The organism is Stenotrophomonas sp. LM091 (assembly GCF_001806305.1).
GTDB lineage: Bacteria > Pseudomonadota > Gammaproteobacteria > Xanthomonadales > Xanthomonadaceae > Stenotrophomonas > Stenotrophomonas bentonitica_A.
This window is the reverse complement of record NZ_CP017483.1, coordinates 3,432,586-3,458,751: the sequence shown is the minus strand read 5'-3', so window position 1 is coordinate 3,458,751 and position 26,166 is coordinate 3,432,586. Positions and strand designations below refer to the sequence as shown.

21 protein-coding genes and 3 pseudogenes are annotated in these 26,166 nt (G+C 67.5%); 12 read left to right on the top strand and 12 right to left on the bottom strand.

The genetic code is table 11. From position 1 onward, the window contains the following. Positions 1-41: 41 nt before the first annotated feature. The 4 genes from BIZ42_RS15245 to BIZ42_RS15230 all read right to left on the bottom strand — a co-directional run bounded on the left by BIZ42_RS15245 (position 42) and on the right by BIZ42_RS15230 (position 7,105). Positions 42-764: a pseudouridine synthase gene (locus tag BIZ42_RS15245; RefSeq protein WP_019184431.1), complete on the bottom strand. Its 723-nt coding sequence runs from the start codon at positions 762-764 to the stop codon at positions 42-44. Positions 765-820: 56 nt separating this feature from the next. Beyond that, positions 821-2,455: a diguanylate cyclase gene (locus BIZ42_RS15240; protein ID WP_070426919.1), complete on the bottom strand. Its 1,635-nt coding sequence runs from the start codon at positions 2,453-2,455 to the stop codon at positions 821-823. 102 nt (positions 2,456-2,557) lie between these two features. Next, positions 2,558-4,939, bottom strand: coding sequence for an EAL domain-containing protein (locus tag BIZ42_RS15235; RefSeq protein WP_237393517.1), 2,382 nt, complete (start codon positions 4,937-4,939; stop codon positions 2,558-2,560). 222 nt (positions 4,940-5,161) lie between these two features. Next, positions 5,162-7,105, bottom strand: coding sequence for a DEAD/DEAH box helicase (locus tag BIZ42_RS15230; protein ID WP_070426917.1), 1,944 nt, complete (start codon positions 7,103-7,105; stop codon positions 5,162-5,164). 268 nt (positions 7,106-7,373) lie between these two features. On the opposite strand from BIZ42_RS15230, the gene BIZ42_RS15225 reads away from it, so the two are divergent. Then, a complete protein-coding gene (locus tag BIZ42_RS15225; protein ID WP_070426916.1) occupies positions 7,374-7,604 on the top strand; it encodes an RNA-binding S4 domain-containing protein in 231 nt (76 codons plus the stop codon). 23 nt (positions 7,605-7,627) lie between these two features. On the opposite strand, the gene ubiM is transcribed toward BIZ42_RS15225, so the two are convergent. The 4 genes and pseudogenes from ubiM to BIZ42_RS15205 all read right to left on the bottom strand — a co-directional run. Continuing rightward, entirely contained in the window at positions 7,628-8,800 is a 1,173-nt protein-coding gene (gene ubiM, locus BIZ42_RS15220; protein WP_070426915.1) for a 5-demethoxyubiquinol-8 5-hydroxylase UbiM, read from the bottom strand. 89 nt (positions 8,801-8,889) lie between these two features. Further along, positions 8,890-9,279, bottom strand: coding sequence for an MAPEG family protein (locus BIZ42_RS15215; RefSeq protein ID WP_019184437.1), 390 nt, complete (start codon positions 9,277-9,279; stop codon positions 8,890-8,892). Positions 9,280-9,297: 18 nt separating this feature from the next. Further along, positions 9,298-9,825 (bottom strand): DUF4019 domain-containing protein, encoded by a 528-nt coding sequence (locus tag BIZ42_RS15210; RefSeq protein ID WP_070426914.1) that lies wholly within the window; start codon positions 9,823-9,825, stop codon positions 9,298-9,300. A 173-nt stretch (positions 9,826-9,998) separates the two neighbouring features. Continuing rightward, positions 9,999-11,030 (bottom strand): annotated as a pseudogene (locus BIZ42_RS15205) (hypothetical protein); the annotation flags it as partial. 174 nt (positions 11,031-11,204) lie between these two features. Here BIZ42_RS15205 and BIZ42_RS15200 point away from each other — a divergent pair. From BIZ42_RS15200 to BIZ42_RS15190, 3 genes are all read left to right on the top strand, one after another. After that, the gene (locus tag BIZ42_RS15200; RefSeq protein WP_070426912.1) at positions 11,205-12,671 is read left to right on the top strand and encodes a DNA-3-methyladenine glycosylase 2; all 1,467 of its coding nucleotides are present in this window, start codon (positions 11,205-11,207) and stop codon (positions 12,669-12,671) included. Beyond that, a complete protein-coding gene (locus BIZ42_RS15195; protein WP_070426911.1) occupies positions 12,668-13,159 on the top strand; it encodes a methylated-DNA--[protein]-cysteine S-methyltransferase in 492 nt (163 codons plus the stop codon). Before BIZ42_RS15200 ends, BIZ42_RS15195 begins: the two co-directional genes overlap by 4 nt. 76 nt (positions 13,160-13,235) lie before the next feature. Then, a complete protein-coding gene (locus BIZ42_RS15190; RefSeq protein ID WP_070426910.1) occupies positions 13,236-14,498 on the top strand; it encodes an ectonucleotide pyrophosphatase/phosphodiesterase in 1,263 nt (420 codons plus the stop codon). Positions 14,499-14,570: 72 nt separating this feature from the next. On the opposite strand, the gene BIZ42_RS15185 is transcribed toward BIZ42_RS15190, so the two are convergent. Both BIZ42_RS15185 and BIZ42_RS15180 read right to left on the bottom strand, forming a co-directional pair. Next, on the bottom strand, positions 14,571-14,753 hold the full coding sequence (locus BIZ42_RS15185; RefSeq protein WP_019184443.1) for a 30S ribosomal protein THX: 183 nt from the start codon (positions 14,751-14,753) through the stop codon (positions 14,571-14,573). Positions 14,754-14,871: 118 nt separating this feature from the next. Then, positions 14,872-15,285, bottom strand: coding sequence for a MerC domain-containing protein (locus BIZ42_RS15180; RefSeq protein WP_019184444.1), 414 nt, complete (start codon positions 15,283-15,285; stop codon positions 14,872-14,874). A 157-nt stretch (positions 15,286-15,442) separates the two neighbouring features. On the opposite strand from BIZ42_RS15180, the gene BIZ42_RS15175 reads away from it, so the two are divergent. From BIZ42_RS15175 to BIZ42_RS15145, 7 genes and pseudogenes are all read left to right on the top strand, one after another. Then, entirely contained in the window at positions 15,443-17,644 is a 2,202-nt protein-coding gene (locus BIZ42_RS15175) for a TonB-dependent receptor (protein WP_070426909.1), read from the top strand. A gap of 168 nt (positions 17,645-17,812) precedes the next feature. Then, entirely contained in the window at positions 17,813-18,250 is a 438-nt protein-coding gene (locus tag BIZ42_RS19590) for a hypothetical protein (RefSeq protein WP_156785756.1), read from the top strand. 5 nt (positions 18,251-18,255) lie between these two features. Next, positions 18,256-18,908: pseudogene (locus BIZ42_RS19360) on the top strand (TonB-dependent receptor); the annotation flags it as partial. A 173-nt stretch (positions 18,909-19,081) separates the two neighbouring features. Then, positions 19,082-19,657 carry a DUF4303 domain-containing protein gene (locus tag BIZ42_RS15160; protein ID WP_216636693.1) on the top strand — a complete coding sequence of 192 codons (576 nt, stop codon included), beginning with the start codon at positions 19,082-19,084 and terminating at the stop codon, positions 19,655-19,657. Between the two features lie 167 nt (positions 19,658-19,824). Continuing rightward, positions 19,825-20,391 carry a TetR/AcrR family transcriptional regulator gene (locus BIZ42_RS15155; protein ID WP_070426907.1) on the top strand — a complete coding sequence of 189 codons (567 nt, stop codon included), beginning with the start codon at positions 19,825-19,827 and terminating at the stop codon, positions 20,389-20,391. Continuing rightward, on the top strand, positions 20,388-22,073 hold the full coding sequence (locus BIZ42_RS15150) for an MFS transporter (RefSeq protein ID WP_070426906.1): 1,686 nt from the start codon (positions 20,388-20,390) through the stop codon (positions 22,071-22,073). The genes BIZ42_RS15155 and BIZ42_RS15150 overlap by 4 nt, the downstream gene beginning before the upstream one ends. Positions 22,074-22,081: 8 nt before the next feature. Beyond that, positions 22,082-23,266 carry an HlyD family secretion protein gene (locus tag BIZ42_RS15145; RefSeq protein ID WP_070426905.1) on the top strand — a complete coding sequence of 395 codons (1,185 nt, stop codon included), beginning with the start codon at positions 22,082-22,084 and terminating at the stop codon, positions 23,264-23,266. Positions 23,267-23,423: 157 nt separating this feature from the next. Here the strand turns inward: BIZ42_RS15145 and BIZ42_RS15140 are convergent, their stop codons facing one another. Continuing rightward, positions 23,424-23,909: a Fur family transcriptional regulator gene (locus BIZ42_RS15140; RefSeq protein WP_019184450.1), complete on the bottom strand. Its 486-nt coding sequence runs from the start codon at positions 23,907-23,909 to the stop codon at positions 23,424-23,426. 16 nt (positions 23,910-23,925) lie between these two features. Then, positions 23,926-25,328, bottom strand: a pseudogene (gltX, locus tag BIZ42_RS15135) (glutamate--tRNA ligase). Positions 25,329-25,698: 370 nt separating this feature from the next. Between gltX and BIZ42_RS19585 the strand changes: the two are divergent. Further along, complete coding sequence (locus BIZ42_RS19585; RefSeq protein ID WP_156785755.1) at positions 25,699-26,166, top strand: hypothetical protein; 468 nt, start codon at positions 25,699-25,701, stop codon at positions 26,164-26,166.

Here is a 26,166-nt window from a genome sequence, read left to right as displayed (position 1 = left end):
CAGTCTAGCCCGAGTATCGCGCCATCACGTGACGCACAGCATCACCAGTCCAGCTGCTTGGGCAGCAGCCCCTTGAGCTCGGCGTCGGTGAGGTTGCGCCACTGGCCCGGCTTGAGCGCACCGAGCTTGATGTTGTCGATGCGCACGCGGCGCAGCTGGGTGACCCGGAAGCCGAACGCAGCCGCCATCAAGCGGATCTGGCGGTTCAGGCCCTGCTGCAGGGTGATCCGGAACCCGAACTTGGCCAGCTTGCTGGTCCGGCACGGCAGCGTGACTTCGTCACGGATGCGCACGCCGCGGGCCATGCCACGCAGGAACTCATCGGTGACGGCCTTGTTGACCGCGACCATGTATTCCTTCTGGTGGCCGTTCTCGGCGCGCAGGATCTGGTTGACGATGTTGCCGTTGCTGGTGAGCAGGATCAGGCCTTCGGAATCCTTGTCCAGGCGGCCGATCGGGAAGATGCGCTGCTCGTGGCCGACGAACTCCACGATGTTGCCCTTGACCGAGCTTTCGGTGGTGCAGGTGATCCCCACCGGCTTGTTCAGCGCGATGTAGACGTGCTTGCGGCCACCGGCCTTCTTTGCTTCACGGGCGCGCAGCGGCTGGCCGTCGACCAGCACCACGTCCTGTTCGCCCACCACCGCACCGGTACCGGCCGGATGGCCGTTGACGGTGACGCGGCGCTCGCCGATCAGGCGGTCGGCTTCGCGGCGGGAACAGAAGCCGGTATCGGCGATATGCTTGTTGAGTCGGGTTGTCATCGGCCCATTATCGGGCAAAAGGTGGCCGCCGCTGCGTTTTTCCGCGTGCCGGTGGTTCAGGCCGGCAATGGATCGCCGGCGGTCGTGGTGCGTTCGCCATCGTGGATCTGGTTGCGGCCGTTGCGCTTGGCGCAGTACATGGCGTGGTCGGCCCGGCGCAGCAACCCGGCCAGATCGTCGCTGCCCGGCTGGAGTACCGCCAGGCCGATGCTGGCCGAGACGGTCAGGCCCGGGATGCCCAGCGTCTGGGTCACCGCCGCCACCTGCTGACGGACCGTCTCCAGCCGGGCCACGGCTGCGGCATGGCCGGCACCGGGCAGCAGCACCAGGAATTCCTCACCGCCCATCCGGATCACATCGTCATGGTTGCGCACCGAGCCGCGCAGCGCGCGCGCCACCGCGACCAGCACCTGGTCGCCCACCTCATGCCCGAACTGGTCGTTGATGTCCTTGAACAGATCGATGTCCAGGAAGCCGATCGCCAGCGCATGCGGCTGCTGGCGCGCCCGTTCCAGGTATTGCGCGAGCAGGCGCAGGCCGGCGCGACGGTTGGGCAGGCCGGTGAGCACGTCGGTGTCGGCCAGCTGGCGCATTTCATCGCGCTGGCGGCGCAGCCTGCCCAGCCGGAGATTCAGGGCGTAGGCGGCCATCATCAAGAACCAGGTGGCCGACAACTGCAGCGCTTCGATCCGATAGGCCACCAGCCAGCGCGCGTCCAGCGCGTCGGCCCCGATCATGATCCACCAAGGGGCCAGCGCGGCCAGCCCCGGCAGTGCATGCGCATCGCCCCGCCACAGCCCCCACAGGCCCGCACCGAGACACAGCGTGCAGACGACCAGGAAGCTGCCTTCCAGCGCTGCCGCCCCGGCGCTCAGCCCGTCCAGCCCCCAGAGCGGCACGCTCAGCCCGAGCGCGATCAGGCCCCACAGCACGAGGTGCTGGGCCGGACGCGAGCGCGGCCAGCGCCGGTCACCGCCGGTGAGGCGCCACAGGATCGGCAGCAGCAAGGCCTGGCTGAACGCGGTGAGTGCGATCAGCCACCAGGAGGCGCGGTCGTGCACCGGCAACCACGGCTCGGGATAGCCGCTCAGCCCGCCAAGCACCGCCTGCCAGAGCACGAACACAACGCAGGCGCCGACATACACCAGGAAAGACCGGTCGCGGGTGGTGGCCCAGCCCATCAGCGCAGACAGCGCCAGGGCGATCGCCACGGCGATACAGGCTGCGCGCACCAGCAGCCGGGCGGTGTCGTTCTGCTGCACCGGACTGGGCGCGCCAAGCTGGATGGTCGGTACCCAGCGCGGCTTCAGCGGCCGGGTCCAGGACACCACGATCGGCTCGTGATCGCCGGCCTTGGGCACCACCACCAACCCGACCCCGGCCCGGAAGCGCGAATCGCGCGTGCGGGCGTCGTGCATGCTGCCGCAGATCTCGCGGTCGCCATGGCTGATGCGGACCTCGCCGGTGAGGACCCCGAATACGTCCACGGCCTGTGGCTTGCCCGACCAGCCGGCGGCGGGCGCCGGGATCGAGAGCACTTCCTGGTGGCGTGCCAGTACATCCGGCGCGCAGGCGCGCTGCGGCGTCACCTCATCGGTGGCCCCGCCCAGCAACAGGAAGTCCTGCCCCACGCGCGGCGCCGCCTGCAGGCTCCAGGGCAACAGCCACAGCAGCACCAGCGCGAACGCCATCCACCCGATTGAATAACCGCCCCCGTTGCTCACACCTGCGTCCTGCCCGCCCGTGTTCGTCCGCGCACACCGTGTCCGGAACCGTCGGCGGCGATTATCGCATCATGGCATGCCCCGCCAGGCGTCGGAGGACAGGCCCGCGCGCACCGGCCGTATCGCCAGCTGGGTCATCCGCTCCAGCGGGATCGGGCGCTCGATCGCATACCCCTGCAAACCCTCCACGCCCATCTGCGCCAGCTGGTCGGCCACCACCGCCGATTCGACCCACTCGGCAACGACCATCATGTGCAGCTCGCGGCCCACCTCGGTGATCGCGCGCACGGCGGCGCGGTTGACCGGATCCACGTTCATGTCGCGCACGAACACGCCATCGATCTTGAGCATGTCTGCCGGCAACTGGCGCAGATAGCCGAACGAGGACAACCCGGAGCCGAAATCATCCAGCGCCATGCGGCAGCCACGCGCCTTGACCGCGTCGATGAAGGCACGCGCCTGGGCCAGGTTGCTGACCGCGGCGGTTTCGGTGATTTCAAAGCAGAGCTTGCGGGCCAGGCCGCGGTTGCGTTCCAGCAGATCGGTGACGAAGGCCAGGAAGCTGGGCTCGGCGATCGACTGCGCCGACACGTTGACGTTGCACAGGCCCAGCTGCTGCACGTGGCTCGGGCACACCTGCAGGTGCCGGAACAACAGCGACAACACGTGCCGGTCCAGCGCCATGCCCATGCCGTAACGTTCCACCGCGCCCATGAACTCGGCCGGCCCCTGCAGGGCACCCTCCGGGCTGCGCATGCGCACCAGCACTTCGTAGTGCAGGAACTCCGGATCGCCGACCCGCTCGATGCGCTGGGCATACAGCAGCATGCGGTTCTCGGCCATCGCGCTGGAGACATTGGCCAAGCGCTCGGCTTCGCGCCGACGTTCGTCCAGCGCCATGCGGCTTTCGTTGTAGCAATGCACACGGTTGCGACCGGCCTCCTTGGCGGCATAGCAGGCGCTGTCGGCCGCGCTCATCAGCCAGTTCACATCCGGTGCCTCGGCAGTCACTTCCACCACGCCGACGCTGCAGCTCACCCGGGGGGCGCCGTCGCCGTGATGCAGGCTGACCTGGCCCAGCGTGCGGATCACCCGTTGCAGCACCTGCTTGGCCTCGTCCTGGCCGGCGTTGGCCAGGAACAGGGCAAACTCGTCCCCGCCCAGGCGGCCCACCCAGTCGCCATCGCGCACGGCGCCGACCAGGTAATCGGCGAAACTGCGCAGCAGCTGGTCGCCCGCGGCATGGCCGAGCCCGTCGTTGACCAGCTTGAAGTAATCCAGATCGATGTAGCACAGCGAGTGGATCCCGCCCTCGGCGCGTACCGCCACCAGCGCCTGATCGAGCAGCCGCTCGATCTCGCGGCGGTTGATCAGCCCGGTCAGCGGGTCATGACTGGCGTGGTGTTCCACCTCCCGCGCCAGCGCATGGTTCTGCGAGACATCCTCCACCAGCGCGAACACCGCCGGCGCGCGCCCCCGGGTATGCACCACCGTCCCGCTCCAGCGCCCCCACATCAGGCTGCCATCGGCGCGCAGGAAGCGCAGCTCGCCCGGGCGCAGCTGGCGTGGCCAGTCGATCCGCCCGCGCTCGTCCAGGACCAGCTCCCCCTCCACCAGCAGATCGGCCAGCGACAGGCTGAGCAGCGCCTCACGGCGATGGTCGAGGATATCGGCCATGGCCTGGTTGGCCTCCATGATGCCGCCCTCCTCGTCCAGCTTGAGCATGCCGACCGTGGCCTGGTAGAACGCCGCGCGGAACCGGCTTTCCTGCTCGGTCAGGTCGTTGCGCACGCGCCGCGCGAGCAGCACCGCGATCAGCGTGATCGCCAGCACCGACAGCCCCCCGACGATGAAGGTGGTCATGCGCACCATCGCCGCGGTATGCAGCAACGCGCTGGAGAACGCCCGCGCCTGGTTCTGCATGTCCACGTCCAGCGCCTGCACCCGGCGCAGCAGTGCCTGCTGTACCGCCGGGGTCAGGCTGCCGGCCGCATGTCCGGCCTGGACCCGGTCGGTGATGGCCACCAGCTGCAGCAGATCGTCGTCGGTGTCGCGCCACAGGCGCACTGCGTCGCGGAAATACGGCTGATCGCGCAGGTAGCGATACGACAGGATCAACCGGTTGATGTCGCCGCGGGCGTTGCCGCCTTCGATGAAGCCCCGGCGTGCGGCAGCGATGTCCGGGGCGGCCTGTTCCAGTGCACGGCGGGCGGTCAGGTCGCCCAGCGGCACCCGCAGCGCCTGCCGGGTCAGCGCAAGATCGGCTGGATCGGCCGAGGTGATGTACCGCGACAGCGCGTGGGTGGCCTGCTGCTGGCCGCGCGACCAGTGGCTCTGGCCCATGATCCATGCGGTGGAGGCCGCCTGCAGCTCCTGGATCAGGGCGGAAATGCCGACCAGGCCGATGGCCATGCCGGTCAACAGCACGAAGCGCAGGGTCAGGCCCCGCATGGAATACGGTATCGCGGTGCCGCCACTCTCCCTGCGACCTCCATACATCGCCGATCCCCCCGGGGCTGCGGATGTGGAAACTCATTCCATTGGAGCATGGTCCAACCCGCAGGCTAGGGCCAGTGTTGTTGAGACGGCGCGAAACCGGCGCCCAGGGACGCGGGGGCCGGAAACGACGACGCCAGCCCGGAGGCTGGCGTCGCGTCGATCACCCGAGGGGGATCAGAAGTTGCGCGGACCGCGCGGCTTGAAGCCATCACGGCGCGGCGGACGGTCGTTGCCGCCGGGGCCGCTGCGCGGGCCACCCGGACCACGCGGCTTGCCCTGGCCGAACTTCGGCTTGAACGCCGGACGCGGGGACGGGGTCAGGTCTTCACCCGGCTCGACCTTGCGCATCTGAAGCTGCTGGCCCGAGACCCACACCTTCTTCAGGTGGGTCAGCAGGTCCTGCGGCATTTCGGCCGGCAGGTCCAGCACCGAGAAGTCGTCGTGGATGTCGATGCGGCCGATGAAGCGGCTTTCCAGACCGGCTTCGTTGGCGATCGCGCCGACGATGTTGCCCGGCTTCACGCCGTGCACGTGGCCCACTTCGATGCGGAAGGTTTCCATGCCCGGCTCGGCGGCACCGCGCGGGGCGATGTCACGGCGCGGGGCACGCTCGAAGCCGCCCTCGCTGCTGCCGAAGTCGCCTTCCGGACGCGGCGGGCGCGGGCCGCGGTCGTCTTCACGACGCGGGCCACGCTCGAAGCGCGGTTCGAAACGGGCCGGGCGCTCGCCACGGTCGTTGCTGCGCTCGTTGCGCTGGTGCGGCGCGCGCTCTTCACGGGCACCACGCACCGGCGGGGTCAGCAGGAACGGCGAATCGCCCTGCAGCAGCTTGGCCAGTGCGGCGGCGATGTCGATCGCCGGCACGTTCTTCTCGCCTTCCAGCTTCTGCAGCAGGTCGCGGTAGAACTCGGTACCACCGGCATCCAGGGCATCGCTGATGCGGCTCATGAACTTGGTGATGCGGGTATCGTTGACCGCGTCCACGCTCGGCAGCTGCATTTCTTCGATCGGCTGGCGGGTGGCGCGCTCGATCGCACGCAGCATGCCCTTTTCGCGCGGGGTGGCGAACAGGATCGCGTCACCGGTGCGGCCGGCACGACCGGTACGGCCGATGCGGTGCACATAGCTTTCGGTGTCGTACGGGATGTCGTAGTTCAGCACGTGGCTGATGCGCTCCACGTCCAGGCCACGGGCGGCCACGTCGGTGGCCACCAGGATGTCCAGCTTGCCTTCCTTGAGCATGCCGATGGTGCGTTCGCGCTGGGCCTGCTGCATGTCGCCGTTGATGGCGGCCGCAGCCAGGCCACGTGCCTGCAGCTTCTCGGCCAGCTCTTCGGTGGCCGCCTTGGTACGCGAGAAGATGATCATCGCGTCGAAGGGTTCCACTTCCAGGATGCGGGTCAGCGCGTCCAGCTTGTGCATGCCGCTCACCCACCAGTAGCGCTGGCGGATGTTGGCCGAGGTCGTCGTCTTGCTGACGATGGTGACTTCAGCCGGGTTCTTCAGGTAGGTCTGCGCGATGCGGCGGATCTGCGACGGCATGGTGGCCGAGAACAGGGCGACCTGGCGGGTCTCCGGCAGCTTCTTCAGCACCGCTTCGACGTCGTCGATGAAGCCCATGCGCAGCATTTCATCGGCTTCGTCCAGCACCAGCGTCTTCAGCTCGGACAGGTCCAGGGTGCCGCGCTCGAGGTGATCGATCACACGGCCCGGGGTACCGACGATGACGTGCACGCCACGGCGCAGGGCCTGCAGCTGCTGGCCATACGGCTGGCCGCCGTACACCGGCAGCACGCGGAAGCCCGGAATGCCGGAGGAATAGGTCTGGAACGCCTCGGCGACCTGGATGGCCAGTTCGCGGGTCGGTGCCAGCACCAGCACCTGCGGCTTGGTCTGGTTGAAATCGAGGTTGGACAGCACCGGCAGCGCGAACGCGGCGGTCTTGCCGGTACCGGTCTGGGCCTGGCCCAGCACGTCGCGCCCTTCCAGCATGGCGGGAATGGTGGCGGCCTGGATCGGCGAGGGGGTTTCATAGCCGACGGTGGCGACCGCCTGCATGACGGCGTCGGACAGGCCGAGGTCTGCAAACCGCAGCGGCGTGGTGGAATCTTGGGACATGGGGAACTCCGAAACACCGCCGTTTTACGCGGCAGTGAGATAAAAAAGGGGGATGGTCCGCGCTTTGGGCGCCCTTTCTTATCGCGTGCCCTGGCGCTGCTCGGTCGGAGGAGAATTCACTCACTCAGGGGGCGATGATACCGCATCGTTCCTGAACAACGTGTACAGATTGCCACGTGGATGCCGTTCTGCCGCGTGCTGGCGCACAATACGCGCCCTCTCCCGGCCGGGCCCAACGCCCGCGCCCCTTCCCAGGATACCCGTTTTCATGCCGACCCTCGAATTTGAACTGGACCGCGACTACGTCGAGCTCAAGCAGCTGCTCAAGCTGGCCGACCTGGTCACCAGCGGGGGCGAAGCCAAGACCGTGATCGGCGACGGCCAGGTTCTGGTGGATGGTGAAGTGGAGCTGCGCAAGGCCTGCAAGATCCGCGCGGGCCAGCAGGTGCAGTTCGCCGACACCGTCATCCACGTGATCGCCGACAGCGACGCGCCCTGACCCTGTGTGACGACCAACGGTCGTCACCTGCCGGTGAGGTGGGCGGCGATCAACTGGCGAAACGGGGCCACGCCGTGCGCCAGCCGCAGCCCGGCCCGGCGCAGAAGCCGCGCCGGCAGGCGGTCATCGGTATACAGCGAGGCGATCGCATTGGTCGCCTCGTAGAGCGGCCGCGAGGCCAACCGGTGGCCGCGCTCGTACGCGGCCAGCCCGGACGGCGCGGCGATGTCGCGCCCCTGCCCCGCCGCCCTGCGCACGATCCCGGCCAGCCGATGCTGGCTCTGCAGGCCCAGATTGAAGCCATGGGCCGTCACCGGATGCATGCCGACCGCGGCATCGCCGATCAACGCGCAGCGGTCGCCAGCGAACGCGTGCGCGTAAACGCCCACCAGCGGATACGCGACCGGCCTGGCCAGCGGCCGCATCGCGCCCAGTCGATGCTCGAAGAACGCGCTGATGCTGCGGCCGAAGTCGCCTTCGTCCTGGGCGATCAGGCCTGCGATCTGGCGCGGCGGCAGGGTGATCACCGCCGAGGCCTGGTCGCCGTTGAGCGGCAGCAGCGCCATCGTGCGGCCATAGCCGAACCACTCCCAGGCCGTGTGCCGGTGCGGCACCTCGATCTGCATCCGGCACACCAGCATCGATTTGCCGAAGTCGCGCATCTGCGCCCCGATCCCCAGCAGGCGCCGGGTCGCGGAGAAGCGGCTGTCCGCGGCGACCACCAGGCGCGCGGCCAACTGGCGGCCATCGGCCAGGGTGAGCGTGCTGCGGGTGGGGTCGGGGGCGACGGCCGTCACGCTGGCCTGGTCCACGATGTCCAGCCCGGCCTGGGCCTGCACGCTCTGCCACGCGGCGCGGCGGATCAGATGATTGGGCACCAGCCAGCCCAGGTCATCGCCGGTACGCTCGTGCGCAGCGAAGGTCAGCGCGAACGGCGAGCCGCCGTCCATCACCTTGGCATCGCGCAGCGGGGAAATCTCGGCCGGGTCCAGCCGCTCCCACAGGCCCAACGATTCCAGGATCTGGCGCGAGGCGTGGGTCAGCGCGATCTCGCGGCCATCGAAGGCCGGATCGGCCAGCGCCGCGCGCGGCTGCTGTTCGATCAGCGTCACGCTCAGGCCGGTATCGGCCAGCGCGCGCGCGAAGCACAGCCCGGTCGGGCCGGCACCCACCACCACCACATCCACAGACTGCATGATCCCATCCTGCCGTTACGTGTGAGGTGCAGCTTAGCGCCGCACCCCCAGTGGCGTCCTTGATCTGGATCAGCCGCGCCAGCACCCGTTCACAGCAACGCCCACAGCAGCATCACGATGCCCAGCAGCGAGACCAGCCACACCAGGCTGCGCACATAAGGCACGCCGGCGGCGTACAGCGGCAGGTAGATCAGGCGCGCCCAGAAATACAGCTGCACCGCCACGGCGGTCATCCCATCCTGGCGCTGGGTCAGTACCACCGCCAGCACCGCGGCCGCAAAGAACGGGAAGGTTTCCATGAAGTTGCTCTGCGCGCGCTGCAGGCGGCCGGCCAGCGGGCCCGGCGGTGGCATCGGCTGATCGCGCGCGGAGGCGTTCCAGCCGATGCCGCGCTCGCGGGTGATCAGCGTGGAGGGCGCGAACACGTGCACCAGGCCGAGCACCATCGACCACACCAGCATCTGGATCTCGATACTCATCTGCGCAGGCTCCGGCAATCAGGGGGTGGCGGCACGCACGCTGTAACCGGCCAGGCGCCAGATGCGGTCTTCGTCGAACCGGAAGGAGACCAGTTCGCGCACCGGCTGGGCACTGTTGGCAAAGCGCGTGGGGAAACTGACGTTGATGTAGAGCCCTTCGGGAACGGTTGCCCCGGCGGCGTACTTGACCCGGGTCACCACCGGTTGGCCGCGCGAGGCCAGCGCGCCAAGACGTTGGCGATCAGCGGTGAGCTGGCTGACGAACGCCTGCTCGGTCACCGACTTCTTCGCCACGGCCGAAGCGCCTTTCCACGCCTCGCCGGCGCGGTTGGCATCGACCAGCTTGGCCACCTGCAACGCGGCGGCGGTCATTTCCGCATCCTGCTTCTGCACCTGCGCCTGCTGCGCCGGGCTCAGTGCCGGACGCGCTGCGGGCGTGGCCGCAGGCGCGGGGCGCGCCGGCGCGGGTGCAGGGGTGGCCGGCGGCGTCTGGGCCAGCGTGGCGAAAGGCAGCAGAGCGGACAACAGCAGCAGCGGAACACGCATCAGGACACCGTTGGCTGGAAGGAACGGGCCCAGTCTACGGGAAGGACGTGAGTCCTCCGTCAGTTGCGTTCGGCGGCCTCGGCCGATGCCGGACGGGCGTCGCCGAGGGTCCGCTCGGCGGTCTCCGGCTGGTCCGGGGCCACGGTGGTCGGCAGCAGGGTGGAGACATCGATTTCCGACAGCGGACTCTCGTCCGGACACGTCTCGTCGGGGAAACCGAAGCGCTGCTTCAGCGCCTGCCCGCAGCTGTTGACGGCCTCCAGCTCGCTGCCCTCGCGCTTGCACTCCTGATCGAAGGCGACCAGGAAGGCATCCTTGCGGCGCACGAACGCATCGCCGCATTTGCGCATCTGCTTGATCCGCTCCAGGTCGTCCTGCACGGCGTTGGTGCCGTCCAGCCCGAACTGACGCAGCTCCTCGGCGGTCAACAGGCGCAGGCTGCGGTTGGGCACGGTCATCATCAAGTCGGCCACGCCCACCGCCACGCCGTTGCGCTGCAGGTAATCCTTCACGTTGTCATAGACCTCGTGGAGTTCGCGGTTGAGTTCAGCACGCGAGGTCGCCTTGGAACTGATCCGCATCATGCGATGGATGCCGACCTTGCCCGAGACCAGTCGGTTGTCGCCAGCCGCGAGCACGAACACGCAGGCACTGTGGCAGACCGAGCCTTCGCGCACCCAGATCGTCCAGTTGGATTCACCGATGCGGTCGCCGGCCACGATGGCGGCTTCGACCTGGCCACCACTGGAATCCAAATCCAGGATGCGCCGCGAAATCCGCTGCGCATCGGCGACCACCGCCAGCCGGGCGACCAGCTCGGAGAAGCCCGGATTGATCTTGCCCACATAGCGCACGCGCAGCAGGCCGCGCTCGGCGCAGGGCTGCAGCGCGGCCTCGATGCTGGCCCGGTCCAGCGCCTCCAACGGGGCGCCATCGCCGGCCTCCCCGGCGTAGTCGGTATCGCAGCTGATCCACGCCTTGCCGTTTTCCAACGCGGCCTGCGGCCAGCTCAGATCGCCCCGCTTGGGCGCGGGTGGCGGCGGGGGCGGCGCATCGGCTGCATTGATGGACACCATGTGATCGCCATCGGCCGTCTGCGCCCGCACGGCCTTGTCGGCGGCGGTGACATTGCCCGGGTTCTCCAGCTGGCTGCAACCGGCCAGGCCCAGGTACAACAACGGCAACCACCACGACTTGAGCAACATGGACAACCCGGAATCCTTGCAAGGGGGGAATGCGCGGCAAAATGAGCGCGCACGCACAGTCTAGTGCGCGTCCGGCGCATCGCGGCAACCTGCCCTGAACCGGGCGACCCCGGCATGGCATTGCTGTCCGAAAATGGCGAGCCAGGCCCGGGCGGCGGGCATAGACTGGCCCCCATGGAGACCGCCCTGCCCCTGGACCACACCGCCTGCGAACGTGCCCGCCTGGCCCGCGACGCGCGCTTTGACGGGGTGTTCTTCACCGCCGTGCGCAGTACCGGCATCTACTGCCGTCCGGTCTGCCCGGCACCGGCGCCGAAGCCTTCCAATGTCACCTACTACCCGACCGCGGCCGCCGCAGCGGCAGCCGGTTACCGCCCCTGCCTGCGCTGCCGTCCCGAGTTGGCGCCCGAGGCCCAGGACGCGCTGGACAATGAAACCCTGCAGCGCGCGTTGGCGTTGATCCATGAGGGTTATCTGCAGGATCAACCGGTCGCCGATCTGGCCGCGCACGTCGGCCTGAGTGCCCGCCAGCTGCAGCGCCTGTTCGTCGCCCGCCTCGGCGCCGCGCCAGCGCAGATCCACGCCACGCGGCGGCTGCTGCTGGCCAAGCAATTGCTGACCGAGACCGCGCTCCCCGTGACCGATGTCGCGATGGCCTCGGGCTACAACAGCCTGCGCCGTTTCAACGCGGCCTTCCTGGATGGCTGCGGCATGCCCCCGACCGCGATCCGCCGCCAGCGTGGCGCGCTGACCGATGGCGCGCTCACGCTGCGCCTGGGCTATCGGCCGCCGTTCGATTTCACCGCGATGCTCGGTTTCCTGCGCCGCCGCGCGATTCCCGGCATCGAGCAGATCGGCACGGACAGCTACCAGCGCGTGATCGGGCCGCCCGAGCGTCCCTCACTGCTGAGCGTGACCGCCGATCCACGGCGCCCCGAACTGCTGCTGCGGCTGGGCCAGGTCGATCCGCGCGCTATTCCGGGCATCGTCCGGCGCGTGCGGCGCATCTTCGATCTGGACGCGGATCTGCTCAGGGTGCACGCCACGCTGATGCAGGAGCCGCTGCTCGCTGCGGGCATCGCGCAGCGCCCGGGGCTGCGCGTGCCCGGCGGTTGGGATGGCTTTGAAGTGGCCGTGCGCGCCGTGCTCGGCCAACAGGTCAGCGTGGCCGCCGCCGCGACGCTGGCACGCCGCGTGGTGGACCGCTTCGGGGCCACCCTGGAAGGCATGCCGGCAGGACTGGACCGCCAGTTCCCCTCGCCCGCGGTGCTGGCCCAGGCGCCGCTGGAAACGATCGGCCTGCCGCGTACCCGGGCCGCCACCGTGCGCGGTGTGGCCCAGGCGGTGGTCGAGGGCCGGCTCGATTTTGGCGCCGGCCAGTCGTTGGCCGGCTTCGTCGAACGCTGCGTCGCCCTGCCCGGGATCGGCCCATGGACCGCGCACTACATCGCGCTGCGCGCCTTGGCCCTGCCCGATGCGTTCCCCGCCGGCGATCTGGTCCTGCAACAGGTGCTCGGCGATGGCACGCGCTTGAGCGAGCGCGCTACCGAGGCACGTTCGCAACCGTGGCGCCCCTGGCGCGCCTACGCCGTTCTGCACCTGTGGCACCTGGCCACCCCTGCTCCGGGAGTTCCCTCATGACCCTGCTCTACGACACCTTCGACAGCCCGATCGGCGCCCTCACCGTGGCCGGCGACAGCCAGGGCATCCACCACATCCTGTTCGAGAACAACCGCTACGACGCCAAAGGCCGCGAGCACTGGCAGCGCGACGCACACGCACTGCGCGGCGCACGCGGGCAGCTGCTGGAGTACCTGCGCGGCGAACGCATGCGCTTCGATCTGCCACTCGCCCCGCACGGAACGCCGTTCCAGCTGCGCGTGTGGAAAGCGCTGGCCGATATTCCCTTCGGCCAGACCTGGAGCTACGTCGAACTGGCGCGTCACATCGATCACCCCAGCGCCAGCCGCGCAGTCGGTGCCGCAAATGGCCGCAATCCGCTGCCGATCGTGCTGCCCTGCCACCGCGTGATCGGCAGCAGCGGGGCACTCACCGGATTCGGCGGCGGGCTGGCCACCAAGGCGGCCCTGCTGCAGTTGGAAGCCCGGCGGGACGCACTGTTCGCGTAGCCGGTCACGGCGTTTTGAGGGCGAACGTGCCAACGGTTGTCTTTGGCGCGTCACCGCCGCGCACTATCATGGTGCGATGATTTCCGTCCGCCTTTCTCTGGCGCTCGCCGCCGCACTTTCGCTGGCCGCCTGCGCGACCCCACCTGCCGCCCCGCCCCGCGCCGCCGCGGCGACCGCCGTCCCGGCACCGTCGGCCACCGCGCCCAAACTGCTGCTGGTCTCCATCGACGGGCTGCGTGCGGACATGCTCGACCGTGGCCTCAGCCCCAACCTGTCGCGGATCATCGACAGCGGCGTGCGCGCACGATGGATGACGCCGTCGTATCCGGCACTGACCTTCCCCAACCACTACACGATCGTCACCGGGCTGCGCCCGGACCACCACGGCATCATCCACAACAGCATGGAAGAAGCGGAGCTGGGCAGTTTCCGCCTGAACCTGCGCGAGGCCGTCACCGATGCGCGCTGGTGGGGCGGCGAGCCGATCTGGGTCGGCGCGGAGAAGGCCGGCGTGCGGACCGCGACGCTGTCGTGGCCGGGCAGCGAAGCCGCCATCCAGGGCGTGCGCCCCAGTCAATGGCGGGAGTACGACAGCACGATGCGCCTGCCCGACCGTGTCGATCAGGTGTTGAGCTGGCTCGGCCAGACCGACCCGCAGGCCCCGCGCCTGGTCACGCTGTACATGGAACAGGTCGATCACGCCGGCCACGGCCACGGCCCGGAGTCGCCCGAGTACGCCGCCGCCATCGGTGAGGTCGACACCGCCATGGGCCGCCTGCTGGACGGGCTGCAGGCACGCGGCCTGGCCGACAGCACCAATCTGATCGTCGTCTCCGACCACGGCATGGCCAGCGTGCCCGAAGGCCAGGTCATCGCCACCGAAGACATGGTCGACCCGTCCATCGCCAAGGACGTATCGGTGGGCCAGTCGGTCGGCTTTGCGCCGTTGCCGGGCAAGCAACGCCAGGCCGAGAACATCCTGCTCGGTGCGCACGCACACTACGACTGCTGGCGTCGCGACGCCCTGCCGCCGCGCTGGGCGTACGGCAGCCATCCGCGCATTCCGCCGATCCTGTGCCAGATGCACGAAGGCTGGGATGCGTTGACCCGCGAGCGCATCGCCACGCGCAAACCCGGCAACCGCGGTTCGCACGGTTACGACAATGCCCTGCCCTCGATGCGCGCGGTGTTCATCGCCCGTGGTCCGTCGTTCCAGCAGGGCAAGACCCTGCCCGGGTTCGACAACGTGGATGTCTATCCGCTGCTGACGCGTCTGCTGGGTGTCCCGGCCGCCCCCAACGATGGCGATCCCGAGCGCCTGCTGCCCGCCCTGCGCTGAGGCGATTCCGGCGCGCAGGCAAAAAAAAACGCGGCGCAAGCGCCGCGTTTTTCATGGACCCGCCTGGCTGGATCAGCCGGCCTTGGCCACCGCTTTCTTGGCAACGGCCTTCTTGGCCGGCGCCTTCGTCACGGTCTTCTTGGCAACCGGCGCAGCTGCGCCCACGGCCGCCTTGCTCACGACGTGCGAACGCGAATTGCCGTAGCTGGCATTGAAGCGCTTGCCCTTGGCGGTCTTGCGGTCACCCTTACCCATGTCGTAACTCCTTAGTCTGAATGCTGCGAAATCTGATTACCCCGTACTGACACGGGTTCGGCGGGGCCGCCCTCTCAGGCGCCCCCGCGCACGATCGGAAAGCCTACCATGCGCGCTCTCAATGAGCACAGCTGGCGTCGTGGACGTGGCCGTGGTTCAGCCGCAGATTTACCAGATGGGCCACACCGACCAGCACGCCGCCCAGGGTCATCACCACCGCATGCGGCACCGCCGAGTGGTGCAGCGGGTCGTACAACAGCCCCGCCCAGAGAGCGCTCAGGCCTGGAATCAGGAAGCCCAGCGCGCGCAATGCGCCATGACGGCGCCAGCCCCAGACCAGGCTGAACAGGCCCAACAGGGTCACGAAGCTGACCAGGGCAAGCTCCACCCCGTCGCTCATCCACACGGACAGGCCCAGCGATGGCGCAGCGGCCAGCAGCACCGGAAGCACAGCGCAGTGCACGGCACACAACAGCGAGCCGGTGGCACCGAAACGATCCAGCAGATGGCGAACTCGAGCGAACAGGGGCATGACTTCCAGCAGGGTCGGCGAAGCGTTATGGAATAATATAACATCAATCCCGACGCGCACCCTGCCTCCCCCTGACTTGCCCTTTACCCGTCCCATGACGGGATTCGCGCGCCCCACCATTGATATATTGTAACAATTGACCGAAGGCCCTTGCCCTATGCGCTCCAGCTCCCTCCTGCTCAAACCCCATGCCCTCTCCCTGGCCCTTGCCGCGGCGATGCTGCCTTCGCTGGCGCTCGCCGCCGATGACGCCAGCAGCCACCGCGACCGTCACCTGACCGAACTGTCCACCGTGAAGGTCACCGCCTCGCCGCTGCAGGGCGATGCCGAATCGCTGGCCCGCCCGGTCGACGTGCTGGCCGGTGAGCGCCTGGACGAGCAGAAGGCCGGCACCCTTGGCGACACCGTGGCCAAGCTGCCCGGCGTGCAGAGCACCTTCTTCGGTCCCGGTGTCGGCCGCCCGATCATCCGCGGCCAGGAAGGCCCGCGCGTGGCGGTGCTGTCCAATGGCATGGGCAACATGGATGCCTCCACCGTCAGCGCCGACCATGCCACCAGCATCGAACCGTTCCTGGCCGATCAGATCGAAGTGCTCAAAGGCCCGGCCACCCTGCTGTTCGGCAGCGGCGCAATCGGTGGTGCGGTGAACGTGGTCGATGGCCGCATCGCCCGCGAATTGCCGGACCGTCCGCTCAGCGGCCGCGCCGAACTGCGTGGCAACTCGGTCAACGACGAGCGCAGCGGGATGTTCCGGCTGGATGGTGTCAGTGGCAACGTCGTGCTGCATGTCGATGGCCTGGTCCGCAATGGCGATGACTACCGGATTCCCGGCTATGCCGTGATCGATGGCCTGGAAGACCACAGCGGCCACGACCACGAGGAAGGCGATTCGGACGAGCCGCGCCGCGGCCGCCTGGACAACAGCTCGGTCCGCACCCGCGCCGGCGGCGTCGGTGCCACGTGGCTGGGCGATGACGGCTACTTCGGCGTCTCGGCCAGCACCTACCGCACCAACTACGGCATTCCCAACGGCGCGCACGTGCATGCCGAGGACGACCACGGTCATGACCACGATCATGATCACGACCATGGCGACGAGGAAGAAGGTGACGAGCATGACGTCCGCATCGACATGGTGCAGAACCGCTTCGAGACCAAGGCCGGCATTTACAACCCGGTCTCGTTCCTGAAGAACATCAACGCACGCGTGGCCTATACCGATTACGAACACGTGGAGCTGGAGGCCGGCACCCCGGCCACCCGCTTCACCAACCGGGGCATCGAAGGCCGCCTGGAAGCCGTGCAGGAGCAGATCGGCGGCTGGGATGGCGCGTTCGGACTGCAGTTCGGCAACAGTGATTTCGGCGCCAAGGGTGAAGAGGCGTTCGTTCCGGATACCGGCACGAAGAACATCGGCCTGTTCGTCCTGCAGGAAAAGCAGTTCGGCCCGTTCAAGCTGGAACTGGGCGGCCGCCACGACCAGGTCAAGCTGGACCCGACCGGTGATTACCGCGCCCGCAGGTTCGACGCCACCAACCTCTCCGCGGCCGGCATCTGGACGCTCAACGATGCCGTCGACCTGCGCTTCGGCATCGACAGTTCCGAGCGCGCCCCGACCAACGAAGAGCTGTACGCCGCAGGTGCGCACATCGCCACCCGTTCGCTGGAAATCGGCGATGCCAACCTGAAGACCGAGCGCGGCCAGCGCGTCGAGCTGGGCATCCACACCCACAGCGACCGCGTCGACTTCTCCGCCTCGATCTACCAGACCAGGTTCAAGGACTTCATCTACCTGGCCGACACCGGCGTGGTCGAATCGCTGCCGGTCCGCCTGTGGACCCAGCAGGACGCCACCTTCAAGGGTGCCGAAGCCGAAGCGCTGTTCCATCTGTTCGAGGGCAACGCAGGCGACTGGGATCTGCGGGTGTTCGGCGACTATGTGAAGGCGGAGCTGGACGGCAGTGGCAGCCGCAACGTGGACATCGCCGTGCCGCACGGCGACCACAACCACAATTACAGCGTGGAGTTGGCCAACACCGGTTACCTGCCGCGGATCGCGCCGGGCCGGGTCGGCGCGGACCTGCGCTGGTCGCGTGACGGCTGGCGGGCATCGGTGGGCGCGGTGCGTTACAGCAGCCAGAAGGATGTGGCGCAGAACGAGGATCCGAGCAAGGGCTACACGCTGGTGGACGCACACCTGGCCTACCGCTGGGACCGCAACGACAGCAATAGTTACGAGATCTTCCTGGACGGCAGCAACCTGACCAACCAGGAAGTGCGCCCGCACACCTCGCTGCTGCGCGACTACTCCCCCCTGCCGGGCCGCGGCGTCGCCTTCGGCATCCGCGCGTACTTCTGATCGACTTGCGGGATTTCTGTATCGCTAAAGGGGGGCCGAATGGCCCCTCCTTTTGTCGCAAATGGCACGAACTTCAAAGGAGTGGTGCGCCTCCACCAGATCCCCATCGGCGCCTCAGCTAGACTTATCCAGAATGCGATTCAATGTTCAACTGTAGGAGACATCCACATGGCTCTGAGCCTCGGCGCGGATCTGGAAGAGCGCTTCCTTGCCATAGCCAAGCGCGGGAGAACCGCGTGGCTGACGGGAGATATTGCTGAGGCGGAGCATCATTTCCTTGAAGGCTGGGGAATGATCCCTGAGCCGAAATCTGCGTATGACTACGGGCAGATGTCATCGTATGGCATTGCGGTCTTCTATAGCGACACCGCCCAGTTTGAGAAGGCCAAGGAGTGGGCAGCGATGGCCAGAAACACTTATGGAGAAGGCGAAGCCTCGACCGAGTACATGGATGAGCTTGCCGCCACCATCGAGTTCGAATCGGGAAACCTGGATGCGGCCTTCGCCCTGTTCGAGCCTCAGTATCGGAAGTACGGCCGTCGCGTCTTTGAGGGCCATAAGAAGGAGTTCATCGATTTTATCAAGAGCAGAAAGAAGACAGGATAAGCGCCCAGCGCGTGGAACTTGGCATCCGCCTCCACAGCGAGCGCCTGGACTTCTCTGCGACTACCAGACCAAATTCACGGACTTCATCCACCTGGCCGACACCGGCGTGGTCGAATCGCTGCCGGTCCGCCTGTGGACCCAGCAGGACGCCACCTTCAAGGGGGCCGAAGCCGAAGCCCTGTTCCACCTCTTCGAAGGCAACGGCGGCGACTGGGACCTGCGCGTGTTCGACGATTACGTGAAAGCCGAACTGGATGGCAGCGGCAGCCGCAGCGTCGACATCGCCGTCCCGCACGGTGACCACAACCACAACTACACCGTGGACCTGGCCAACACCGGTTACCTCCCGCGGATCGCCCCGGGCCGTGTCGGCGCCGACCTGCGCTGGTCCAGGGATGGCTGGCGTGCCTCGGTCGGTGCCGTGCGTTACAGCAGCCAGAAGGACGTGGCCCAGAACGAGGAACCGAGCAACGGCTACACCCTGGTCGACGCGCACGTCGCCTACCGTTGGGACCGTACCGGCAGCAACAGCTACGAAGTCTTCCTGGATGGCAGCAACCTGACCAACCGCGAGGTCCGCCCGCATACCTCCCTGCTGCGCGACTATTCGCCGCTGCCGGGCCGCGGCGTCGCGTTCGGCATCCGCGCGTACTTCTGATGAGGCGCACCGGGGGCGGATCCTTTCCGCAGGAAAGGCGCTGTCCCCTAACCCCATGCCGCTCGCGCAGCGCGAGGACCAACTTCCTAGCCACGTTTCCTGTCGTTCTGTCCCGGGGGCCAACTGGCCCCCGTTTTGTATGTGGGGCACACTGCGCGCCACCGCTATTCGCTTTGCAGATCAAGACCATGCAAGTCATACCACCGACAGCTACATCGCAAGCCCTGCTGCGCGATGCCTTGATCCCAGCTGTCCGGGCAGCAGTCGCCGAGCTGCAATCAACGGGGGAGCATTTCTACTACGTCGTGCTCATCACCACAGGGGAAGGGCTTGCCCCCATCCTGTGTGCCTGGTCGGTCGAGGCGCTGCAAAGAGCTGCGGTTGCTGCGATCTCGTCTGAGAACGTGCTCGACCTCAAATGGAGTTACGCGGATGCGCCCTACTTCGATGTCGGCAGGGATGCATTTGAGCCCGTCCGCGCGCTTTTTGCGAGACGCCCAGACATGAGCGCCATATCGGAAGCAGAATGGGACCACGAGCATGAACTTCGCCTTGGCGCGATGGAAGGCGCCCTACACGCAGTGAATGCAGAGGGGCTCTTTGGAACTGGCGCAGCGCGCGAGAAAGTGCTGGTCAACGTCGAGGTTGTGCCACCAGATGCGGGCAACACCCGCCGGGCGATGCGCTTGAACCCTTCAGCTGCGCTCGTTTCTTGGCTCCTGGAGGCAGCCGAACCCTTGACGGAATAAGTAACAGCTCTCGAGGTGGTTCATTCGCACATAGCCTGAACCTACCGTTTCGCGACGGCTGCAGAAATTCACGCATCAGTCACAAAGATGTACGTACGACAACAAGCGGACAATCCCGTCGCCATCTGTCTCTCGCCATCCGGACATTTGTGTCCGAAAATGAAGCCATGACCACCCAACGTGCCGATGCGGCGGCCCGCCGCGCCCAGATCCTCGACGCTGCCGATGCCGTGTTCGGCCAGCATGGCGTGAACGCACCGCTGGACCTGGTGGTCGAACGCGCCCAGGTCGGCCGGGCCACGCTGTACCGCAACTTCCCCGACCGCACCGCACTGGTCGAGGCGCTGCTCCAGCGCACCGTCAACCGCATCGCGCGCCAGGTACAGAGCCTGGGCGATCGCGACGACGCGCTGTTCGAGGTGCTCGAAGGCATGGCCAACCGAATCGTCCAGTCGCCCGCGCTGTCGGACTACTGGCGCGCGGTGGATCCAGATCAGATCCCGATCCGGACCGCGCGCGAGACCATCTACGAACTGCTGCGCGAACCGATCGCCCGCGCGGTCGCCGCCGGCCTGTGCCGCCCGGACCTGGAAACGACGGACATTTCACTCATCTCAGGCATGCTGGGAGCCGCGCTGCGTGGCAAGACGCGTGACGAACGCGCCCGGCTGGCCACGCGCGCCCTGCAATTGCTGCGTGGCGGATTGCGGGGGCCTGCCGACGGGGAGGGATGATGCCGCAGTACCTCAAGCCGGTTCCGGACTGGGAGGAGCACGAAAAACCGACCCTCCCGGGCTCGGCTTCGATGCCGTGGCATCCCCCGCACCGCCGCCTCGCCTATGCGCTGGTCGCCTTGCTGGTCGGCATCACCGGTGGCCTGGGCAATGCGCTGGTCAGCGCCAACCTGCCGTTCCTGCAGGGCCAGCTCGGGCTGACCCCGGCGCAGGGCAGCTGGCTGGTGGCCGCCTATGCGATGGTCAACGTCACCGCCAATCTGCTCGCCTTCAAGTTCCGCCAGCAGTACGGCATCCGCCTGTTCGCCGAGATCGGTCTGGGCCTGTATGCCGCACTGGCGGTGCTGCATCTGTTCGTGGGCACGTTTGAAACCACCGTGCTGATGCGCGCGGCCAGCGGCTTTGCCGGTGCGGCCTGCACCACGCTCGGCACGCTGTACATGCTGCAGTCGCTGCCACGCAAATACACCGGCAACCTGCTGGTGATCGGCGTGGGTATCTCGCAGCTCGCGGTGCCGATCGCCTGGCTGGTCTCGCCCGGTCTTGTCGACACCGGCCAGTGGCACAACCTGTATCTGTTCGAAGCCGGTCTGGCGCTGTGTGCGTTCGCTGCCGTGGTGGTGCTCAAGCTGCCGCCCGGTGCACAGATCAAGGCCTTCGAGCCGCTGGACTTCCTCACCTTTGCCCTGCTTGCCCCCGCGGTCGGCTTGCTCGTGGTGGTGCTCGCGCAAGGCTACACCCGCTGGTGGCTGGATACGCCATGGCTGGGCTGGGCGCTGGTCGCCTCCATCGCACTGGCCACCACCGCCTTCATCATCGAGCACTACCGCCGCAACCCGTTGCTGCAGACGCGGTGGCTGGCCAGCCTGCCGGTGATCCATTTCATCATCGGCGCCTTCCTGATCCGCTTCCTGACCACCGAACAGTCGTACGGCGTGGTCGGCCTGATGCGTACGCTGGGGATGGGGCCGGACCAGATGCGGCCGTTGTTCGCGGTGATCCTGGCCGGCGTCATCACCGGCATCGCGGCCAGCTCGCTGACCTTCGGGCCGAAGCGGCTGATTCCGCAGTTGTTGATGGCCATCCTGCTGCTCGGCAGCGCGGCCCTGCTCGACCAGAGCCGTACCAGCCTGGATCGCCCGCACGACTTCTTCGCCAGTCAGTTTCTGGCCTCGGTCGGTGCCGGCATGTTCATGGGGCCGCTGATCATGCTCGGGATCACCCAAGCGTTGAAGCAGGGCGTGGACCACATGATCACCTTCCTGGTCACGCTCTCCATCACCCAGACCTTGGGTGGTCTGGCTGGCTCGGCCGTGCTGGGCACCTATCAACTGCACCGCGAGCAGGTGTACTCCGGCGCGCTGGTGAGCCAGCTGGATCCGGCCGACAGCGTGGTCGCCCAACGCCTGAAACAGCAACAGCAGATGTACGCCAGGCTGATCACCGATCCGGTCCAGCGCAGCGCCCAGGGCACCGCGCAGCTGGCCCAGATCACCCGCCGCGAAGCCAACGTGCGCGCGTTCAATGACGTGTTCGCGCTCAGCGGCCGCGTCGCGCTGGTCTTCCTGGGCTGGTTGCTGCTGCTGGCGGTCCGCACCGCCGTGCTCAAGCAATGGCGCAAACGCCACGCGCCGACACCTCCCCTTTCCGCGCCGACGCCTGGCAGCGTCGCGCCCCGATGAGCCCGCCCATGTCGACCCAACCTCCGCACGACGATAACGCCCCGGAAAACGTCAATCCGCCGCCACCGACCGACGCCGCGCCCGCTCCCGCGCCGCCACCGGCGGCCGCGCCCTCCGGCGTGCCCAAGTACCTCAAGCCGAGCCTGCGGAGTGTCATCATCATGATCGTGATCGCGCTGATCGGCATCGCACTGATCCTGCGCGCGTGGTCGCTGTGGCCGTTCGAAACCTCGCGGGTGACCACCGACAACGCCTATGTGCGCGGCCAGATCACCGTGCTGGCACCACAGGTCAGCGGCTACGTCACCGAGGTGCTGGTGAAGGACTTCCAGCACGTCAAACAAGGCGAACCGCTGCTGCGCATCGACGACCGCATCTACCGCGAGAAAGTCGTCCAGGCCGAAGCCGATCTGGACAGCGCCAAGGCAGCACTGGCCAACTCCGATCAGTCGCAGGCGCAGAACCGCGCGCAGATCCAGGCGGCGCAGGCCAACCTTTCCGCCGGCCAGGCCGAGCTCTCGCGCTCGCGCACCGAACTCAAGCGCTACGAAGAGCTTGCCGCCCAGCAGCTGGTCGCCCTCAACGACCGCGACAAGTTCCGCACCACCACCCAGTCCGCGCAGGCCAGCGTGCTGCAGTCGCAGGCGCAGATCCGCATCGCCGAAGAAACCCTGACCTCCACCCAGGTTGCCCGCAAAGGCCTGGAAGCCCGCGTCGAAACCGCCCAGGCCCAGCTGGAGCTGGCGAAGATCGACCTCGCCAACACCGTGATCCAGGCGCCGCGCGACGGCCAGGTCAGCGAGGCCTCGGTGCGCCTGGGCCAGTACGTCACGGCCGGCTCGCAGCTGCTGTTCCTGGTCCCCGACGCCCTGTGGGTGGTGGCCAACTTCAAGGAAGGCCAGACCTGGAAGATGCGCATCGGGCAACCGGCCACCTTCTCCGTGGATGCCTTCGACGGTCAGAAACTGCATGGCCACATCGAACAGATCGCCCCGGCGACGGGCTCGGAGTTCAGCGTCCTGCGTCCGGACAACGCCAGCGGCAACTTCACCAAGGTGGTCCAGCGCCTGCCGATCCGCATCGCCATCGACCCCGACCAACCGCTGGCCCCGCGCCTGCGCCCGGGCATGTCGGTGATCGTCAAGGTGGATACCGCCGCGGAAGTGCATGAGCCGGCCGGTGCGAAGCGGTGATGTGCTTGCAGCCTTTCCTCGCCCCAGGCTGCGTTACATCCGCTCTCGTGCAGAAACGAAAACGCCGCGCAGATGCGCGGCGTTTCAACATCAACAGCGTACCGACCAACGGTCGGTACCTACCGGCGGATGCAGCACCCTGCGGTCGGTACCTGCCTTACCCCGCACACCGCGCGCACAGGCCATGCACTTCCAGCGTCTGCGCCTGCGGCTGGAACCCGAGCTCCTTGGCCCGCTTTTCCAGCTGACTGACGATTTCCTTGTCCTCCAGCTCCACCGCGCTGTGGCAGCTGTTGCAGATCAGGAACGGCACCGAATGCTGGGCACTGCTCGGATGGTGGCAGGCCACGAAGGCATTCACCGATTCCAGCTTGTGCACGAAGCCATTGGCCATCAGGAAATCCAGCGCGCGGTACACCGTCGGCGGGGCGTCGGCACCGACGCCCTTGCCATTGCGCACCCACTCCAGCAACTCATACGCCTTGACCGGTTTCCCGGCCTCGGCGATCAGGCGCAGCACGTTCGCGCGGATCGGCGTCAGCCGCAGCCCGCGTTCCGAGCACACGCGTTCGACCACCTTCACGAAGTCGGAGGCGTCGTGAACGTGATGGTGCGGAGCGGTACAAGCGGTCTTGGCGGACATGCGCGGTCTCCTGTGGTCAGGCCGTCGGTACTTTAGTGAGTGCGACCTCGATGCGTTTCAAGGCCTCTTCACGCCCGGCCAGGAACACCGTCTGCGAAATGTCGGGGCTGACCTGGGTGCCGGTGATGGCCACGCGCAGCGGCTGGGCCACCTTGCCCATGCCGATCTCCAGCGCCGTGGCGACGTCGTGCAGTGCCGCCGAAACGCTCTCCACCGTCCACTCGCCGGCCGCGCCCAACAGCTCGCGGGCCTTGCCCAGCGCCAGTTCCGCACCCGGCTTGAAGTGCTTGGCCACCGCCGCTTCGTCGTACTCGGTCAGCGGCTGATACCAGACCACCGCCTTCTCGGCCATTTCCTTCAGCGTCTGCACGCGGTCGCGCAGCGCCACCACCACATCCGCCGGCGCGGGACCAGCGTTCAGGTCCAGGCCCAGCTTGTTCAGCTGGTAGACCAGGTGCGGGGCAATGCTCTCCGGCGTTTCGGTCTTCAGGAAGTGCTGGTTGACCCAGCCCAGCTTGGCCATGTCCAGGCGCGCGGCCTTGGAATTGCAGTTGGTCACGTCGAACAGATCGATCAGCTCCTGGCGGCTGAACAGCTCCTGGTCACCGTGCGACCAGCCCAGCCGGGCCAGATAGCTCAGCAGCGCGTCGGGCAGGTAGCCGGCGTCCTTGTACTGCATTACATCGGCCGCACCGGTGCGCTTGGACAGCTTGGCGCCCTGCTCGTCCAGGATCATCGGCATATGGCCGAACTTCGGCACGGGCGCACCAATGCCCTCGTACAGATTGATCTGGCGGGGGTGTTGTTGATGTGGTCGTCGCCGCGGATGACTTCGCTGATGCGCATGTCCCAATCATCCACCACCACCGCGAAGTTGTAGGTGGGGAACCCGTCCGGACGGAAGATCACCATGTCGTCCAGTTCGCTGTTGGCGATCTCGATACGGCCCTTGATCAGGTCGTCGAACACCACCGTGCCCTCCAGCGGATTCTTGAAGCGGATCACGCGGTTCGGGTCGTCCTTGTACGGCAGGCCCAGATCGCGCGCGGCGCCGTTGTAACGCGGCTTTTCCTGCTTGGCCATGGCGGCCTCGCGCATCGCGTCCAGTTCTTCCCTGGTCTCGTAGGCGTAATACGCCTTGCCCTGCGCGACCAGCTGCTCGGCCACTTCCTGGTAACGGGCCACGCGCTGGGTCTGGTAGATCGGGCCTTCGTCGTAGCCCAGGCCCAGCCATTCCATCGCCTCCAGGATCGCGTCGATCGCGCCCTGGGTGCTGCGCTCGCGGTCAGTGTCTTCGATGCGCAGCACGAATTCGCCGCCACGGTGACGGGCCTCCAGCCAGCAGTACAGCGCAGTGCGGGCGCCACCGATGTGCAGGTAGCCGGTGGGACTGGGGGCAAAACGGGTGCGGCAGGTCATGGGGGGCTCAGGGCGGGAAACGGAATCCCGGCAATTTTACCTGTCCGGGCCGGACCCTGCCTAAATCGGATAATCCCTACTGCCTACTGGGCGTGGACATGCTCTGATGGCGGGGTTGCCCGCTTTTCATCAATCGACCGTGACAATCTCCCGCCTTGAGCCGCCTTCCCTGCACCACACCGCCACACGCGCTGTCACCGCCCTGATCCTGCTCGCTGCGCTGGGCGCGTGTTCTGCACCGGGCACCGATGGCGCGGTGGCTGCCTCAGTGGCCACGACCCCACCCGCCCAGCAAGCGGTACCGGCGGACGTCGGGTCCAGCGCGTCCACGCGGCCACCCGGCACGGCCCCTTCGGGGACGCTCGCTGGCATGCAGACGCCAGCCGTCAACGCCTCGACGGCAGCCGGCGACACGGAACGGGCGCTCGGCCTGGCTGATGGCTTGGCTTCGGATGAGCTGCGGCAGTTGCTTATTGACGGCCCGCGCTTCGACCAGGCCATGGCGGCACTGGACCGCGCCTACGCCACCGATAGGGACGCGCAGGACGTTCGCAGCAGCTATCAGCATGCCTTGCAGCAACGGCTGGGCACCGGCCCGGACGCGCCGCGGCTGAGCCGCCTTCACTGCGGCATTTCCCATTGTCTCGGCGAGATCACCGGCACGCTGGAGAATCCGTCCGTGCTGTTTGGCGCCCCCCGTGATGCGGTAGGCCGTCAGTTGCCGGTCAACGAGGCGATGGTGCGCAGCATTCTGGCCGCAGAAGGCGGGCCCACAGGCTACCGCCTCGCCTTCTCGCTCGATCCCACGCCCCGCACCGGGCCGTCGACGGCCCGGTAG

What these genes read in the sequence shown, in the direction of transcription:
- BIZ42_RS15150 (WP_070426906.1), top strand. Translation starts at nt 20,388, where the DNA reads ATGATGCCGCAGTACCTCAAGCCGGTTCCGGACTGGGAGGAGCACGAA.
- BIZ42_RS15230 (WP_070426917.1), bottom strand. Translation starts at nt 7,105, where the DNA reads ATGTCCCAAGATTCCACCACGCCGCTGCGGTTTGCAGACCTCGGCCTG.
- BIZ42_RS15225 (WP_070426916.1), top strand. Translation starts at nt 7,374, where the DNA reads ATGCCGACCCTCGAATTTGAACTGGACCGCGACTACGTCGAGCTCAAG.
- BIZ42_RS15155 (WP_070426907.1), top strand. Translation starts at nt 19,825, where the DNA reads ATGACCACCCAACGTGCCGATGCGGCGGCCCGCCGCGCCCAGATCCTC.
- BIZ42_RS15145 (WP_070426905.1), top strand. Translation starts at nt 22,082, where the DNA reads ATGTCGACCCAACCTCCGCACGACGATAACGCCCCGGAAAACGTCAAT.
- BIZ42_RS15185 (WP_019184443.1), bottom strand. Translation starts at nt 14,753, where the DNA reads ATGGGTAAGGGTGACCGCAAGACCGCCAAGGGCAAGCGCTTCAATGCC.
- BIZ42_RS15195 (WP_070426911.1), top strand. Translation starts at nt 12,668, where the DNA reads ATGACCCTGCTCTACGACACCTTCGACAGCCCGATCGGCGCCCTCACC.
- BIZ42_RS15245 (WP_019184431.1), bottom strand. Translation starts at nt 764, where the DNA reads ATGACAACCCGACTCAACAAGCATATCGCCGATACCGGCTTCTGTTCC.
- BIZ42_RS19585 (WP_156785755.1), top strand. Translation starts at nt 25,699, where the DNA reads ATGCAGACGCCAGCCGTCAACGCCTCGACGGCAGCCGGCGACACGGAA.
- BIZ42_RS15210 (WP_070426914.1), bottom strand. Translation starts at nt 9,825, where the DNA reads ATGCGTGTTCCGCTGCTGCTGTTGTCCGCTCTGCTGCCTTTCGCCACG.
- BIZ42_RS15215 (WP_019184437.1), bottom strand. Translation starts at nt 9,279, where the DNA reads ATGAGTATCGAGATCCAGATGCTGGTGTGGTCGATGGTGCTCGGCCTG.
- BIZ42_RS15175 (WP_070426909.1), top strand. Translation starts at nt 15,443, where the DNA reads ATGCGCTCCAGCTCCCTCCTGCTCAAACCCCATGCCCTCTCCCTGGCC.
- BIZ42_RS15180 (WP_019184444.1), bottom strand. Translation starts at nt 15,285, where the DNA reads ATGCCCCTGTTCGCTCGAGTTCGCCATCTGCTGGATCGTTTCGGTGCC.
- BIZ42_RS15240 (WP_070426919.1), bottom strand. Translation starts at nt 2,455, where the DNA reads ATGGCGTTCGCGCTGGTGCTGCTGTGGCTGTTGCCCTGGAGCCTGCAG.
- BIZ42_RS15190 (WP_070426910.1), top strand. Translation starts at nt 13,236, where the DNA reads ATGATTTCCGTCCGCCTTTCTCTGGCGCTCGCCGCCGCACTTTCGCTG.
- BIZ42_RS15235 (WP_237393517.1), bottom strand. Translation starts at nt 4,939, where the DNA reads ATGCGGGGCCTGACCCTGCGCTTCGTGCTGTTGACCGGCATGGCCATC.
- BIZ42_RS15200 (WP_070426912.1), top strand. Translation starts at nt 11,205, where the DNA reads ATGGAGACCGCCCTGCCCCTGGACCACACCGCCTGCGAACGTGCCCGC.
- BIZ42_RS19590 (WP_156785756.1), top strand. Translation starts at nt 17,813, where the DNA reads ATGGCTCTGAGCCTCGGCGCGGATCTGGAAGAGCGCTTCCTTGCCATA.
- ubiM (WP_070426915.1), bottom strand. Translation starts at nt 8,800, where the DNA reads ATGCAGTCTGTGGATGTGGTGGTGGTGGGTGCCGGCCCGACCGGGCTG.
- BIZ42_RS15140 (WP_019184450.1), bottom strand. Translation starts at nt 23,909, where the DNA reads ATGTCCGCCAAGACCGCTTGTACCGCTCCGCACCATCACGTTCACGAC.